The sequence below is a fragment of the Streptomyces sp. NBC_00631 genome (genome assembly GCF_045206895.1).
Taxonomy (GTDB): Bacteria; Actinomycetota; Actinomycetes; order Streptomycetales; family Streptomycetaceae; genus Streptomyces.
Genome location: NZ_CP107734.1, coordinates 5,747,716 through 5,762,722 on the forward strand (window position 1 = coordinate 5,747,716; position 15,007 = coordinate 5,762,722).

Consider the following 15,007-nt stretch of genomic DNA (forward strand, 5'->3'; position numbering starts at 1 on the left):
CCTTAACGACGTACGGTGGCCCGCTCCCCGGCGAGGGAGCGGGCCACCGTGAGCGGAACTCCGGCCGGTCAGAAAGCCGACTCGTCAAGCTCCATCAGGTCGAGGTCCACGTCGGCCGCGATCTTGCGGGCCAGGGTGACACCCGGCAGCACGTTGGCCGCGAAGAACTTCGCCGCCGCGATCTTTCCGATGTAGAACGGTTTGTCCTTGCTCGACGCCGTCTCCAGCTTCTCGGCGGCGATCGCGGCGCCCTTGAGCAGCAGGTAGCCGACGATCACGTCACCGGAGGCGAGCAGCAGGCGGGAGGTGTTCAGGCCCACCTTGTAGATGTTCTTGACGTCCTGCTCGGTGGCCGCGAGGTCGGTCAGCATCAGGCCGACGATCGCCTCCAGCTCGACGGCCGCCTTCGCGAGGTGCTCGCGGGCGCCCGCCAGCTCCTCGCCGCCGGTGCCGAGCGCCAGGAACTTCTTGATGTCCTCGGCGAGCGAGTTCAGCGCCGCGCCCTGGTTGCGGACGATCTTCCGGAAGAAGAAGTCCTGGCCCTGGATGGCGGTGGTGCCCTCGTACAGGGTGTCGATCTTGGCGTCGCGGATGTACTGCTCGATCGGGTACTCCTGCAGGAAGCCGGAGCCGCCGAAGGTCTGCAGCGACTGGGCGAGCTGCTCGTAGCCCTTCTCGGAGCCGTAGCCCTTGACGATCGGCAGGAGCAGGTCGTTGAGCGCGTGCTCGGCCTTCGCGTCCTCGCCGGTCGCCTCCTTGACCGCGATGGCGTCCTGGATGGAGGCGGTGTAGAGGACCAGGGCGCGCATGCCCTCGGCGTACGCCTTCTGCGTGATCAGCGAGCGGCGGACGTCGGGGTGGTGGGTGATGGTGACCTTGGGCGCGGTCTTGTCCATGAAGTTCGCGAGGTCCGGACCCTGGACGCGCTCCTTGGCGTACTCAAGGGCGTTCAGGTAGCCGGTGGAGAGCGTCGAGATGGCCTTCGTCCCGACCATCATGCGGGCGAACTCGATGATCCGGAACATCTGGCGGATGCCGTCGTGCCTGTCGCCGATCAGCCAGCCCTTGGCCGGGTGGCGGTCGCCGAAGGTCATCTCGCAGGTGTTGGAGGCCTTCAGGCCCATCTTGTGCTCGACGTTCGTGGCGTAGACGCCGTTGCGCTCGCCCAGCTCGCCGGTCTCGAAGTCGAACAGGTACTTCGGGACGAGGAAGAGGGACAGGCCCTTGGTGCCCGGACCGGCACCCTCGGGGCGGGCCAGCACGTAGTGGAGGATGTTCTCCTCCATGTCGTGCTCACCCGAGGTGATGAAGCGCTTCACGCCCTCGATGTGCCAGGAGCCGTCCTCCTGCTGGACCGCCTTGGTACGGCCGGCGCCGACGTCCGAACCCGCGTCGGGCTCGGTGAGCACCATGGTCGAACCCCAGGTCCGGTCCACGGCGAGCTGCGCCCACTTCTTCTGCTCCTCGGTGCCCTCCTCGAAGAGGATGCGGGCGAACGCCGGGCCGGAGGAGTACATCCACACCGCCGGGTTGGCGCCGAGCACCAGCTCCGCGTACGACCAGATGAGCGACGGCGGGGCGGTGGTGCCGCCGATCTCCTCGGGCAGGCCCAGGCGCCAGTACTCGGAGTCCATGAAGGCCTTGTAGCTCTTCTTGAAGGACGCCGGGACCGGGGCGGTGTTGGTCTCCGGGTCGAAGACCGGCGGGTTGCGGTCGGCGTCGGCGAAGGACTCCGCGAGCTCGTTCTCGGCGAGCCGGGTCAGCTCCTCCAGGACGCTCTTCGCGGTGTCGGTGTCCATCTCGGCGAACGGGCCGGTGCCGTACAGCTTGTCGCGCCCGAGCACTTCGAACAGGTTGAATTCGATGTCGCGGAGGTTGGACTTGTAGTGCCCCATGGTGACGGCTCCGTATCCGGATCGGCGAGGCACTGAATCCTCGCGCAAGCTTTCACATACCAACGAGTAGCTCCGATGATGCTACCCGTCGGTAATAAGACGCAACCCCCATCGGTTAAGTGTGAGAAGGGTCTACCTTCTCGCGGACGCCGCGTGTCTCGGTAGGCTTGCGCGCATGTATGGATACGGCCAGCCCATGGACGGTGGGGCCGCTCAGCAGCAGTACGCCCAGCCGCAGCAGCAGATGCCGGGCGGCTACGGCCAGCAGGCGCCGCTCTACCCCGAGCCGTCCCCGCCGTCCCTCGCGGACGCGGTCCGTGCCTTCACCACCGGTCAGGTCACCGCCGAGGACTTCCAGCAGGTCTTCGCCACCTCCAAGGTGTACTGCCCGCGCGGCGACAACCCCGGCTTCCTGGCCCTGCACAACACCCAGCAGCCGGTGATCCCGATGTTCACCTCGCTGAAGGAGCTGCGCCGGTACGCGGGCAAGGAGTCCAAGTACTTCGTGATCACCGGCGCGGAGGTCATCGACCTCCTCCCGACCGGCTACGGCTTCGTCCTGGACATGGAGGGCGAACACCGGATGGTCTTCGACGCGAAGGCGGTCGAGCAGATGGTCGACTTCGCGATGCGGCGGATGTACGGCTAGTCGCCGAACGCCGGGCACCCACCCGGACATCCCGGCCGGGCACCCCCGGGCATCCCGGCCGGGCAGCGCACCCGCTGGAAACCCACCCCCTGTTTGTCACAGCCATGCCATAGGCTGCCCGGTGGCAGCCGCGCCCCGCGCGCAACCGCTCGTTCCGCGGTCGTGCTCGGGCGCCGCGCGGCGCTCTCATCCACCCGGCGAACCCGGGTTCTCACTGGGGGTCTCATCACTGTGCGCATGCGCAGCACTTCGGTCGCGACGGCGCTCGCGGTCCTGCTCGGCTCGGCGGCCCTGGGCGTCGTCTCGGCCGGCACCGCTTCGGCCGCCTCGGCCGTTCTCACCACGCCCGTCGGTCTGGTCGCGGACGGTGCCGTGAAGCGTGTCTTCGTCGCCGACGAGGCCAACGGCCGCATCCTGGCGACCGACTACAACGGCACCCTCGTCGACCTGAACGTCGGCTTCGGTGACGTCAGCGGTCTGGCGCTGTCGGACGACGGCGCCACCCTGTACGCGGCCCTGCCCTCCGGCCACGAGATCGTGGCGCTCGACGCGGCCACCCTGGAGGTCACGTCCCGCTACGACGTCGGGGCCGGCGTCGCTCCGCACGAGGTCGCGTTCTCGGGCGGCCGGCTCTGGTTCTCCTACCGGACCCAGGCCGAGGACGGCATGCACGGCAATCTGGGCTCCGTCGACCCGGCCGCGGCCGACCCGGCCGCCGCGGTGACGCTGGGGCAACTGCCGGACGAGGTCGCCCCCTACTACAACTCGGGACTCCTCGACGCCGACCCGGCCGCCCCCGGCCTGCTCACCTACACCGACAGCGGGACCAGCCCGGGCGCGATCAACCTCCTCGACGTCTCCGGCGCCACTCCGAAGCTGGTCGCCAAGACGGACAGCGGACGCTACTCCAACGACATCGACCTCGTGCCCGGCACCTCCCAGGTGCTGTGGAACGGCTACCGGAAGCTGGACTACGCCGACGGAACCTTCACGGAGGGCTCGGGCCTCACCGAGACCGGCTGGTTCGGCGACGTCTCGCCGACCGGCCAGATCGCCGAGGTCTACGACCGCCATGTGAACGTCTACCGGACGGGCTCCAGCACGCCGGTGCGCCGCTTCGACGCCGGAAGCTCCACCATGGGCGCGGTCGCCTGGGCACCGGACTCCTCCCGGCTGTTCGCCCTGGCCGGCAACGCGGACAACACCTACACCCTGAAGGCGTTCGCGGACCCGGCGCTCAGCGTCCCGGCCCTCACCGTCAACGCGCCGTCGTCCGCGCCCCGCGCCAAGAAGCTCACGGTCACCGGAAAGGTCACCGCGACCGTCCCCCTCCCGGCCGGCACACCGCTCGCGGTCACCCGGACCGACCTGGAGTCCCCGAACGGCAAGGCGCTGCCCGCCGTCACGGTCAAGGGGGACGGCACCTACTCCTTCGCCGACACCCCGCCGGCCGGCGGCACGGTCACCTACAAGGTCGGCTACGCGGGCGACGCCGGCCACACCGCGGCCACCGCCTCCGACAAGGTCACGGTCTCCCGCGCGGCGACCGGCCTGAGCCTGAACAACAACGGCAAGCTCTACGACTACGGCGCCGACGTGAAGTTCACCGCGCACCTGGGCACGACGTACAAGAACCGCTCGGTCAGGATCTACGCGGACCCCTTCGGCGGCGACAAGCCGAAGAAGCTGATCAAGACCGGCAAGGTGGACTCGCACGGGAACATCGCCGCCTGGGTGGACATGACCCGCGACACGGCCGTCTCCGCGGTCTTCGACGGGGACGCCCGCTACGCGCCGAAGACCGTGAAGGCCACGGCGTACGCGCGGGTCAAGGTCTCCACCGCCGTCTCCAAGCACTACCGGACGGCGAAGATCGGGTCGACGTCGTACTACTGGTTCCACAAGAACACCGACCCGGTCCTGACCACGACCATGACCTACTACCCGGGCCGCAAGCAGCGTCTGGACGTGCAGGTCTACTACCAGGGCACGTGGTACGCCACGGACTCCGAGTACTTCCCGGTCGCCTCGAACGGCAAGTCCGGCGTGCGCCTCGGGGCGCCGGGTGAGTCCGGGATCCGGGCGCGGGTGCGTTCGGTGTACGTCAACGGCTCGTCCGGCGACACCGTGAACTCCACGACGTACGGCGCGTGGAAGTACCTCTACTTCAGCAACTGATCCCCCGTTCGGGGATGACCGGGCCCGGAGGGAATGTCCTCCGGGCCTTCTCCGTTAAGGGTGGCAGAAAGTTCAACGCTCAACTAAACTGGGCGCACAAGGAGGAGCCAACATGCCTGCAGTGACTGTCGAGAACCCGCTCACCCTGCCTCGGGTGGCCGCCCCGGCCGACGCGGTGTCCCGTCCCGTGCGCGCCGTCACGACCGCGCCGAGTGGTTTCGAGGGCGAGGGTTTCCCGGTGCGCCGGGCGTTTGCGGGGATCAACTACCGCCATCTCGACCCGTTCATCATGATGGACCAGATGGGGGAGGTGGAGTACGCGCCGGGCGAGCCCAAGGGCACCCCCTGGCACCCCCACCGCGGCTTCGAGACCGTCACCTACATCATCGACGGCGTCTTCGACCACCAGGACAGCAACGGCGGCGGTGGCACGATCACCAACGGTGACACCCAGTGGATGACGGCGGGCGCAGGTCTCCTCCACATCGAGGCCCCGCCGGAGTCCCTGGTGGTGTCCGGCGGCCTCTTCCACGGCCTGCAGCTGTGGGTGAACCTGCCGGCCAAGGACAAGATGATGGCGCCGCGCTACCAGGACATCCGCGGTGGCTCGGTCCAGCTGCTCACCACCCCGGACGGTGGTGCCCTGCTGCGGGTCATCGCCGGTGAGCTCGGCGGTCACAAGGGTCCCGGTATCACCCATACTCCGATCAGCATGGTTCACGCGACGCTGGCGCCGGGCGCGGAGATCACGCTGCCCTGGCGTGAGGACTTCAACGCCCTCGCGTACGTCCTCGCCGGAAAGGGCTCCGTGGGCGCGGATCGCCGGCCGATCCACCTGGGTCAGACGGCGGTCTTCGGCGCGGGCTCGTCGCTGACGGTTCGGGCCGATGAAAAGCAGGACTCGCACACGCCGGACCTGGAGGTCGTGCTCCTCGGCGGGCAGCCGATCCGTGAGCCGATGGCCCACTACGGCCCGTTCGTCATGAACACCCAGGACGAGCTCGTGCAGGCCTTCGAGGACTTCCAGAAGGGCCGCCTGGGCACGATCCCGGCCGTACACGGCATGACCGAAACGGGCCCGCAGGCGTAGCCGACAGAACCCCAGAGAGGCCCGGCACAACCACCCGCCGGGCCTCCCGCCTTCCCACCTCGCCCACTCGGCAACCGAGCCCCCTTCCCGCCTTTCCGTCGACCTCGCCTTCTCGCCGGCCGAGCCGCCCCCCTCCTGTCCTTCCTTCTGTCTTTCCTTCGGCCTCGCCTTGTCAGCGACCGAGTCGCCCCCCTCCTGTCGTTCCTTCTGTCTTTTCTTCGGCCTCGCCTTGTCGGCCGCCGAGTCGCCCCCCTCCTGTCGTTCCTTCTGTCTTTTCTTCGGCCTTGCCTTGTCAGCGACCGAGTCGCCCCCCTCCTGTCGTTCCTTCTGTCTTTCCTTCGGCCTCGCCTTGTCAGCGACCGAGTCGGGTGGCGGGTGGGCGGAGGTTTTGGGGGTCCAGGGGGCGGACCCCCCCCCCGGTACGGCGGCTGGAGGGTGCGTTCACTCGGCAGGGGGTGTACGGCGCGGCGTTGGTCGGCCTCGCGTGGTCCGCTAGGACCTGTGCAGCTGTTGCCCGAGCCCGTGCGCCGTTTCGCCGCGTGGTGTGCCGTACTGCTGCTGGCCGCCGGAGTCGGATACGTCGGCATCCAGCTCTGCTCGGAGTTCCGCACCGCGGTGATCCCGGTGCTGCTCGCCCTGCTCGGCACCGCACTGCTCGGCCCCCTGTACCGACGGCTCGTCCAGGTCGGCGTGCACCGCTCCGTCGCCGCCGGACTCACCTGCGTCGCCGTGGTCGCCGTGGTCGGCGGTGCCGTCTACATCGTCGTCGCGGCCCTCGTCGACACCGGCGACCAGATCGTCGCCTCCCTCAAGTCGGCCGCGAAGTCCCTCGCCAAGCACTTCGGGGCCGCCGGGACCTCGGTCGGCGACCTGGCCGGCAACGCCCGCAACCTGCTGGGCAAGTTCGCCGGGACCGCCGCCTCCAACGTCATCAGCGGGGTGAGCGTGGTCGGCGAGGGCATCGCCATGGCCGTCCTCGCACTGCTGCTCGTCTTCTTCTTCCTGCGCGACTCGGACCGGGTCGTCGGCGCCATCCGGGCCCTCGCGCCCGCCTCCGTTGCCGACATGGTCGAGGCCATGGCCCGCCGTGCCTTCGAGGGCATCGAGGGGTTCATGCGCGGCACCACCGTCATCGCGTTCATCGACGCCGTCTGCATCACCGTCGGCCTGCTGGTCCTCCGCGTACCAGGGGCCGTCGGACTCGGCGCACTCGTCCTCGTCGGCGCCTACATCCCCTACCTCGGCGCCTTCATCTCCGGCGCCGTCGCCGTCCTGGTCGCCCTCGCCGACCGCGGCTTCGTCATCGCGCTGTGGGCGCTGGGCGTCGTGCTCGCCGTGCAGGTGCTGGAGGGGCATGTGCTGCAGCCCATGATCCAGAGCCGCACCATGCAGATGCACCCGGCGGTGGTGATGCTGGCCATCACCGGCGGCGCCTCCGTCGCCGGGATCCTCGGCATGCTGCTGGCCGTACCGCTCACCTCGGCCGCCTTCGGGGTCGTACACGAGCTGCGCGCCCGCTACGCCACCGGCCCGACGGGACCGGCCGACGCCACCCGCTAGGACCTGTCGCTCTCGTACAGCTCGAACCAGATGCTCTTGCCCTGCCCGCGCGGGTCGACGCCCCAGGCGTCCGCCAGGATCTCGATCAGCACCAGACCGCGGCCGGAGGAGGCCAGTTCGCCGGGGCGGCGCTTGTGCGGGAGGTCGTCGCCGGCGTCCGTGACCTCGACCCGCAGCCGGCGTTCGGGGGCCCGGCCGGAGACCTCGGCGAGCAGCAGCGCGTCCGCGTCCGTGTGGACGAGGACGTTCGTGAGCATCTCGGAGACCAGGAGGACCGCGGAGTCGACCTGGTCGGGTGAGCCCCAGTCGTGCAGCAGCTCGCGCACGTGCTGGCGGGCCTCGGCGATCCGCTCGGGCTCGTCCTGGGCCACCGACAGCAGGGTGCGGCGGATCCGCGGCCGTACCGCCAGGCGTTCGTCGCCTGGCAGGCCGGTGCCCGGCCGGGACAGCAGCAGGACCGCTATGTCGTCCTCGCGGCGGTCGGCCAGCGGCCCGGTGGTGTGGTGGGAGGAAGGACCGTGCACGGCCTGGACCAGCCCGTCGGCCAGTTTCTCCAGGTCGCCGTCGGCGTGCTCCTCCATGATCGTCCGGATCCGCTGCCAGCCGCTCTCCATGTCGTGGCCGCCGGTCTCGATCAGACCGTCGGTGCAGATCATCATGGTCTCGCCGGGCTCCAGGGCGAACCGCGTCGTCGGATAGTCGGCGTCCGGGTCGATGCCGAGCGGCAGCCCGCCCGCCGTCGGACGCCGCAGCACCGTGCCGTCGGCCATCCGGATCGTCGGGTCCGGATGCCCCGCACGGGCGATCTCCAGCACCCCGCTCACCGGATCCGCCTCGACGTACAGGCAGGTCGCGAAGCGCAGGTCGGCGTCGTCCTCGGCGTAGGTGATCCCGTGCAGGAAACGGGAGGCCCGGGAGAGCACCGCGTCCGGGCGGTGACCCTCGGCGGCGTAGGCGCGCAGCGCGATCCGCAGCTGGCCCATCAGGCCCGCGGCCCGTACGTCATGGCCCTGGACGTCGCCGATGACCAGGGCGTGCCGGCCGGACGGCAGCGGGATCATGTCGTACCAGTCGCCGCCCACCTGGAGGCCGCCACCGGTCGGTATGTAGCGGGCGGCCGTGTCCATGCCGGGTATCTCGGGGCCCAGCGTCGGCAGCATGGAGCGCTGCAGGCCGTCCGTCAGCTCCCGCTCCGAGTCCGCGATCCCGGCCCGGGACAGGGCCTGCGCCAGCATCCGGGCCACCGTGGTGAGCACGGACCGCTCGTCGGGGGTGAACGAGACCGGGTAGGTGAAGCCCGCCATCCAGGCACCCATGGTCCGCCCGGCCACCGTCAGCGGCAGGAAGGCCCAGGACCGGCGGCCGAAGCGCTCGGCGAGCGGCCAGGTCACCGGGTAGCGGGACTGGTACTGCTCGGCGGAGGAGAGATAGACGGCCCGCCCGGTGCGCACCACCTCGGCGGCCGGGTAGTCCGTGTCCAGCGGCATGCTGGTGAAGGGGCTGTCCTCGTCGATGTCCTGGCCGTGGTGGCCGATCATCATCAGCCGGTCGCCCTTGACCCCGAAGACCACCAGCCCGTCCGGGGAGAACCCGGGCATGGACAGGCCCGCGGCGACCCGCAGCACCTCCTCGGTGGACCGTGCCTCGGCCAGCGCCCGGCCCGCGTCCAGCAGGAACGCCTCCCGGGAGCGCCGCCAGTCACCGGTGACCGGGTGCTGGGCGGCGGTGCCGGGGGACGGCTCCGAGACCTCCTGGATGGTGCCCGTCACCCGGTACACGCGCTCCTCGGAGTCGTACACCGGCCGGAAACGGCTGCGTACGGTTCGGATCAGCCGGCCCCGCTCGTCCATGACCCGCAGCCGGACCTCCCCGAGGGTGCCCTCGACCGCGGCCAGCCGGGTGATGCTGGTGTTCTCGTTCCAGTCCACCGGGTGGAAACGGGACCGGACCAGGGCCTCCGACATGACGGACGCCTCGGCGGGCAGCCCGATCAGCCGGGCCGCCTCCGCGTCCGCGGTGACCAGCCCGGTGGCGGTGTCCCAGTGCCACAGCCCGGTCGCGAGGGCGGCGAGCACGTCCTCCACGGCGGGCAGGGGCTCGCCAGTTCGCATTGCCCCACTTTAGGAAGATGAGATCGCAGAGTGCCACTGTTTCTGCACCGGATTAATGGTGGGGAGGCGATCTTTGGGTGCCCGGTACCCTTGATGGGTCCGGGCCCCGTGGCCCGTCCCGGTCGAGGAGAGCACCTCGGCAGAACCCGAAGAAGAGGAACATCCGACGATGCATCGGTACAGGTCCCACACCTGCGGCCAGCTCCGCGCCTCTGACGTCGGCACCGACGTCCGGCTGAGCGGCTGGCTGCACAATCGGCGCGACCTGGGCGGCATCCTCTTCATCGATCTGCGCGACCACTACGGCATCACGCAGCTCGTCGCCCGCCCGGGCACCCCGGCGTACGAGGCCCTGGACAAGCTCTCCAAGGAGTCCACGGTCCGCGTCGACGGCCGCGTTGTTTCACGTGGAACCGAGAACATCAACGCCGACCTGCCCACCGGCGAGGTCGAGGTCGAGGTCGGCGAGGTCGAGCTGCTCGGCGCGGCCGCCCCGCTGCCGTTCACGATCAACACCGAGGACGGGGTCAACGAGGAGCGGCGCCTGGAGTACCGCTTCCTGGACCTGCGCCGCGAGCGCATGCACCGCAACATCATGCTGCGTACGGCCGTGATCTCGGCCATCCGTCACAAGATGGTCGCCCTCGGCTTCAACGAGATGGCCACGCCGATCCTCACCGCGACCTCTCCCGAGGGCGCCCGTGACTTCGTCGTCCCGTCCCGCCTGAACGCGGGCAAGTTCTACGCCCTGCCGCAGGCCCCGCAGCAGTTCAAGCAACTGCTGATGATCTCCGGCTTCGACCGCTACTTCCAGATCGCGCCCTGCTTCCGCGACGAGGACGCCCGCGCCGACCGCTCGCCCGGCGAGTTCTACCAGCTCGACGTCGAGATGAGCTTCGTCGAGCAGGAGGACGTCTTCCGCCCGATCGAGCAGCTGATGACCGAGCTCTTCGAGGAGTTCGGGGGCGGCCGTCATGTCACGTCCCCCTTCCCGCGGATCCCGTTCCGCGAGGCGATGCTGAAGTACGGCTCCGACAAGCCGGACCTCCGCGCCCAGCTGGAGCTCGTCGACATCACCGACATCTTCGAGGGCTCGGAGTTCAAGGCCTTCGCCGGCAAGCACGTCCGCGCCCTGCCCGTCCCGGCGGTCCAGGACCAACCCCGCAAGTTCTTCGACCAGCTCGGCGACTTCGCCGTCTCGCAGGGCGCCAAGGGCCTGGCGTGGGTGCGCGTCGCCGAGGACGGCTCCCTCTCCGGCCCGATCGCCAAGTTCCTCACCGAGGAGAACGTCGCCGAGCTGACCAAGCGGCTCTCGCTGGCCGCCGGGCACGCCGTCTTCTTCGGCGCGGGCGAGTTCGACGAGGTCTCCAAGATCATGGGCGCGGTCCGGGTCGAGGCCGCGCGTCGCGCCGGGCACTTCGAGGAGGACGTCTTCCGGTTCTGCTGGATCGTCGACTTCCCGATGTTCGAGAAGGACGAGGAGACCGGGAAGATCGACTTCTCGCACAACCCGTTCTCGATGCCCCAGGGCGGCATGGAGGCCCTGGAGACCCAGGACCCGCTGGACATCCTTGCCTGGCAGTACGACATCGTCTGCAACGGCGTCGAGCTGTCCTCCGGCGCCATCCGGAACCACGAGCCCGACATCATGCTCAAGGCCTTCGGCATCGCGGGCTACGACGAGGAGACCGTCGAGCGCGAGTTCGCCGGCATGCTGCGCGCGTTCCGCTTCGGCGCCCCGCCGCACGGCGGCATCGCCCCGGGCGTCGACCGCATCGTCATGCTCCTCGCCGACGAGCCGAACATCCGCGAGACCATCGCCTTCCCGCTCAACGGCAACGCCCAGGACCTGATGATGGGCGCTCCGACCGAGCTGGACGAGGCCCGCCTGCGCGAGCTGCACCTTTCCATCCGGAAGCCGCAGCCGAAGTAAGGCACGAGGGAACGGCACAGCTGAACGAAAGGCTCGAAACCGGCGTCGGTTTCGAGCCTTTCGCCTGTCCACCGCGCATTCACAGCTCTCTCCGATGTTCGCACCGGCCCGGCCTTGTCTACGGTCCCTGACCATGACAGACACCCACACCCCCACAGGGGCTCAATCCCCCGAAGAAAGAAGGAAGTTGGCCCGTCGTTCGGTTCTCGCGGCGGGCAGCGTGGCCGTGACCGCGGTGGGCGTCGGCAGCGCCTTCGCCGCGAGCGGCGGTACCGCCACGGAGGCGGCCACCGGAGCCGCGACCTCGGCTTCGGCCTCGGAGGGCGCCTGCTACACGCTCACCTCCGAACTGGTCGAGGGCCCCTACTACATCGACGCGGACAAGCTCCGCCAGGACGTCACCGAGGACCAGGCGGGCATCCCCCTGCACCTCACCCTCAAGGTGATCGACGCGGAGACCTGCAAGCCGCTCAGGAACGCGGCCGTGGACATCTGGCACTGCAACGCCTCGGGCGTCTACTCGGGGTACGAGGCGGTGGGCAGCGGCGGAGGCGGCACCCCGCCGACCGGCACCCCGCCGACCGACGCGCCCACCGGTACCCCCACCGGGCCCCCGCCCGGCGGTGGCGGCGGCCACCAGGAGCCGACCGACGACACGCGTTACCTGCGCGGCACCTGGCACACCGACCGGCACGGGCAGGTCAGCTTCAGGACCGTCTTCCCCGGCTGGTACCAGGGCCGCTGCGTCCACATCCACGTCAAGGTCCACGTGGACGGCGAGTGGACGGACGCCGGCTACGAGGGCGGGCACACCTGCCACACCGGCCAGCTCTTCTTCGACGAGAAGTCGGTACTGCTGTCGGCCGAGGTGGAGCCGTACGCGAGCAACGCCACCACCCGCACCACCCTTGACGAGGACTCCATCTACCCGGACAACGGCCACGAGGGCGGCCTGCTCTACCTCAGGTACGACCGCCACCACATCGCCCGGGGCGTCCGCGCCCACCTGACCCTGGGCGTGGAGCCGGACGAGACGAACGACGGCTGACCCCGACATCCGTGACACGGGCGCCCGGGACTCGGATGGCAGACCCCGGGCGCCTTCGGCGTGTTCAGATCACCGGGAGCAGTCCGTCGCCGCATGGTGCCCCCCCACCCCTGGGTGAGGCCGGCGCCGTTCGGCGTGATGGCGCGGCTGCCCGTGGCCGTCGGCCTGGCCGAGCCGCCGGGGAGGCCCCAGACGGCTCCGGTGGAGTTGTTCTCGCCCGCCGCGCCGACGAACAGCTCCGGCCTGCCGTTCTTGTCGACGTCCCCGACCGAGACCGTCGTACCGAAGAAGCCGTCGGCTCGGAGGCACCTGGGACGCCCGCGGTGTTCTGGGTGATGGTCCTACGGCGGCTCGCCGACAGCCCCGAGGCGGAGCCCTACAGCACGACGACCGCGTCCGCGCCCTGGGGCCACGTGGACTCCCGTCCGCGCCCTCCCCCGCCCTCGCACAGGTGAACGGGCTTTACCAGTGCTTGGGCGGGCCCATGCCGGTCAGGTGTCGTACCGGCCGTCCCAGGGCTCGCCGAAGCCCAGGTGGTCCGGGTAGAGCTCGGCCCAGCCGCCGTCCTCGTCCTCCTTCGCCACCAGACCGAAGAACACGCCGTCCACGACGAGCTGGAACGGGCGTATCGCGATGTCCTTGTACGTCCGCCTCGGCAGGCTGCGGAGCATGCCCGCCAGGTGGGCGCGGGCCCGCGCCAGCACCGACCCGGCGCCGTCCGGATCGCGCTGCTGTTCGGCCCAGCTGCCCGCGCACCAGATCTGCGAGTCGTGGTAGTGCCCCTCGGCGTCGAAGAGATGCAGCACCGAGTAGAGCCGCTTCTGCTCCTCCCAGCCCTCGTCGAGCCGGAACCCCTCGGGGAACGCGTAGGTGACCGACGCCAGGAACTGCCCGCCGGTGTAGTGACCGATGGCCTCGGTACGGCCGTGCGGCTCGTAGGCGATCGGGATGAGCTCAGGTGCCATGGCGAAACCATACGGATGTGTTGTGGACATGCGGATGTCGGGGCGTCGGGGAAAGGCTGCCCGCGTCAACTTTCGCCGCTCTCTTCCGGGATGGGCACCACACCGCAGAAAAATTCACGGCAACCTTTTCGATCTCCACAACCACAGAGGAGTGAAGCCCGCCCCGGCGGGCCCGTCCCCAGCACTTCGGAAGTACGTAAGGACTCCTCCGTGGCCTCTGTCTCTCACCGCCGGTCTCTTCGCAAGCGCCGTACCCTCGTCGTCTCGGCCGCCGTCGTGGCCGCCGGGGTCGGTGCCGGTGCGCTCGTGCTCAGCGCGAACGCCACGTCGGCCGTCGACCTCTACCACCAGACGCTCGCCGCCAAGGACGGCTGGGCGTCGTCCGGTTCCGGTACGACCGGTGGTGCGAAGGCCGACACCGCGCACACCTTCACCGTCTCCACCCGCGCCCAGCTGGTGAAGGCGCTGGGTTCGGCGAGCGACACCACGCCGCGCATCATCAAGATCAAGGGAACCATCGACGCCAACACCGACGCCAGTGGCAAGAAGCTGACCTGCGCCGACTACGCGGCCGGCACCGGCTACTCGCTGAGCGCCTACCTGAAGGCGTTCGACCCGTCGACGTACGGCCGCTCCAAGCTGCCCTCCGGCACCCAGGAGAAGGCCCGCGCCGCCGCTCAGGCCAAGCAGGCGCAGAACATCGTCTTCAAGGTGCCCGCCAACACCACGGTCGTCGGCGTCCCCGGCACCAAGGCCGGTATCACCGGCGGCATGCTCCAGATCCAGAAGGTCGGCAACGTCATCGTCCGCAACCTGACGTTCTCCGACGCCGAGGACTGCTTCCCGCAGTGGGACCCGACCGACGGCGACAGCGGCAACTGGAACTCCGAGTACGACGCGGTCACGCTGCGCGGCGCCACGCACGTCTGGGCCGACCACAACACGTTCACCGACGCCGGGCACTTCGACGGCCTCAACCCGAAGTACTACGGCCGTGAGTACCAGGTCCACGACGGTGAACTCGACATCACCAAGAGCTCGGACCTGGTGACCGTCGAGCACAACCAGTTCACCAGCCACGACAAGACGATGCTGATCGGCAGCAGCGACAGCGAGCCGAGCGGCAAGCTGCGCGTCACCCTCCACCACAACATCTGGAAGGGCATCGTCCAGCGCGCCCCGCTCACCCGTGTCGGCCAGGTGCACATCTACAACAACGTCTACGACGTGACGCCCCTCAACGGCTACGCGCTGCAGTACAGCATCAACTCGCGCGCCAAGGCCCAGGTCGTGGCCCAGGACAACTACTGGACCGTGCCGAGCTCCATCAAGGTCTCCAAGCTCCTCAGCGGCGACGGCACCGGTTCCGTCGCCGGCAGCGGCAACCTCGTCAACGGCACGACGACCAACCTGGTCGCCGCCTACAACGCCGCGAACTCCAAGAAGATCAAGCCGACCGTCAACTGGACGCCGACCCTGACGGCCGGCCTGGAGTCGAGCGCCAAGAACCTGCCGGCGGAGCTGGCGAAGACGGCCGGCGCGGGCGTGCTGACGGCGAGCTGAGCCGTCCCGCACCGC

At 69.6% G+C, this 15,007-nt stretch carries 10 protein-coding genes and 1 pseudogene; 7 read left to right on the forward strand and 4 right to left on the reverse strand.

The window, feature by feature from the left end; all coding sequences use genetic code 11:
• Positions 1 to 68: 68 nt before the first annotated feature.
• Positions 69 to 1,895 (reverse strand): acyl-CoA dehydrogenase, encoded by a 1,827-nt coding sequence (locus OHB00_RS26400; RefSeq protein ID WP_406438123.1) that lies wholly within the window; start codon positions 1,893 to 1,895, stop codon positions 69 to 71.
• A 175-nt stretch (positions 1,896 to 2,070) separates the two neighbouring features.
• On the opposite strand from OHB00_RS26400, the gene OHB00_RS26405 reads away from it, so the two are divergent.
• The 4 genes from OHB00_RS26405 (at position 2,071) to OHB00_RS26420 (ending at position 7,372) form a co-directional block, all read left to right on the forward strand.
• Positions 2,071 to 2,544 carry an SseB family protein gene (locus OHB00_RS26405; protein WP_406438125.1) on the forward strand — a complete coding sequence of 158 codons (474 nt, stop codon included), beginning with the start codon at positions 2,071 to 2,073 and terminating at the stop codon, positions 2,542 to 2,544.
• Between the two features lie 237 nt (positions 2,545 to 2,781).
• A complete protein-coding gene (locus tag OHB00_RS26410) occupies positions 2,782 to 4,722 on the forward strand; it encodes a YncE family protein (protein ID WP_406438127.1) in 1,941 nt (646 codons plus the stop codon).
• 112 nt (positions 4,723 to 4,834) lie between these two features.
• Positions 4,835 to 5,812: a pirin family protein gene (locus tag OHB00_RS26415; protein ID WP_406438129.1), complete on the forward strand. Its 978-nt coding sequence runs from the start codon at positions 4,835 to 4,837 to the stop codon at positions 5,810 to 5,812.
• Positions 5,813 to 6,313: 501 nt separating this feature from the next.
• Positions 6,314 to 7,372, forward strand: a complete 1,059-nt coding sequence (locus tag OHB00_RS26420) for an AI-2E family transporter (protein WP_406438131.1) — start codon at positions 6,314 to 6,316, stop codon at positions 7,370 to 7,372.
• Here the strand turns inward: OHB00_RS26420 and OHB00_RS26425 are convergent.
• A complete protein-coding gene (locus OHB00_RS26425; protein WP_406438133.1) occupies positions 7,369 to 9,483 on the reverse strand; it encodes a SpoIIE family protein phosphatase in 2,115 nt (704 codons plus the stop codon). The two genes, OHB00_RS26420 and OHB00_RS26425, sit on opposite strands and share 4 nt — an antisense overlap.
• 169 nt (positions 9,484 to 9,652) lie before the next feature.
• Between OHB00_RS26425 and aspS the strand changes: the two genes are divergently transcribed.
• Both aspS and OHB00_RS26435 read left to right on the forward strand, forming a co-directional pair.
• Positions 9,653 to 11,416 (forward strand): aspartate--tRNA ligase, encoded by a 1,764-nt coding sequence (aspS, locus tag OHB00_RS26430; protein WP_406438135.1) that lies wholly within the window; start codon positions 9,653 to 9,655, stop codon positions 11,414 to 11,416.
• A 133-nt stretch (positions 11,417 to 11,549) separates the two neighbouring features.
• Positions 11,550 to 12,464 carry an intradiol ring-cleavage dioxygenase gene (locus OHB00_RS26435; protein ID WP_406438137.1) on the forward strand — a complete coding sequence of 305 codons (915 nt, stop codon included), beginning with the start codon at positions 11,550 to 11,552 and terminating at the stop codon, positions 12,462 to 12,464.
• On the opposite strand, the pseudogene OHB00_RS26440 reads toward OHB00_RS26435, so the two are convergent.
• Positions 12,374 to 12,706, reverse strand: a pseudogene (locus OHB00_RS26440) (hypothetical protein); the annotation flags it as partial. The gene OHB00_RS26435 and the pseudogene OHB00_RS26440 overlap by 91 nt on opposite strands.
• Positions 12,707 to 12,955: 249 nt before the next feature.
• Positions 12,956 to 13,429 carry a hypothetical protein gene (locus OHB00_RS26445; protein WP_406438139.1) on the reverse strand — a complete coding sequence of 158 codons (474 nt, stop codon included), beginning with the start codon at positions 13,427 to 13,429 and terminating at the stop codon, positions 12,956 to 12,958.
• A 210-nt stretch (positions 13,430 to 13,639) separates the two neighbouring features.
• Between OHB00_RS26445 and OHB00_RS26450 the strand changes: the two genes are divergently transcribed.
• A complete protein-coding gene (locus OHB00_RS26450) occupies positions 13,640 to 14,992 on the forward strand; it encodes a polysaccharide lyase family 1 protein (protein ID WP_406438141.1) in 1,353 nt (450 codons plus the stop codon).
• Positions 14,993 to 15,007 lie beyond the last annotated feature (15 nt).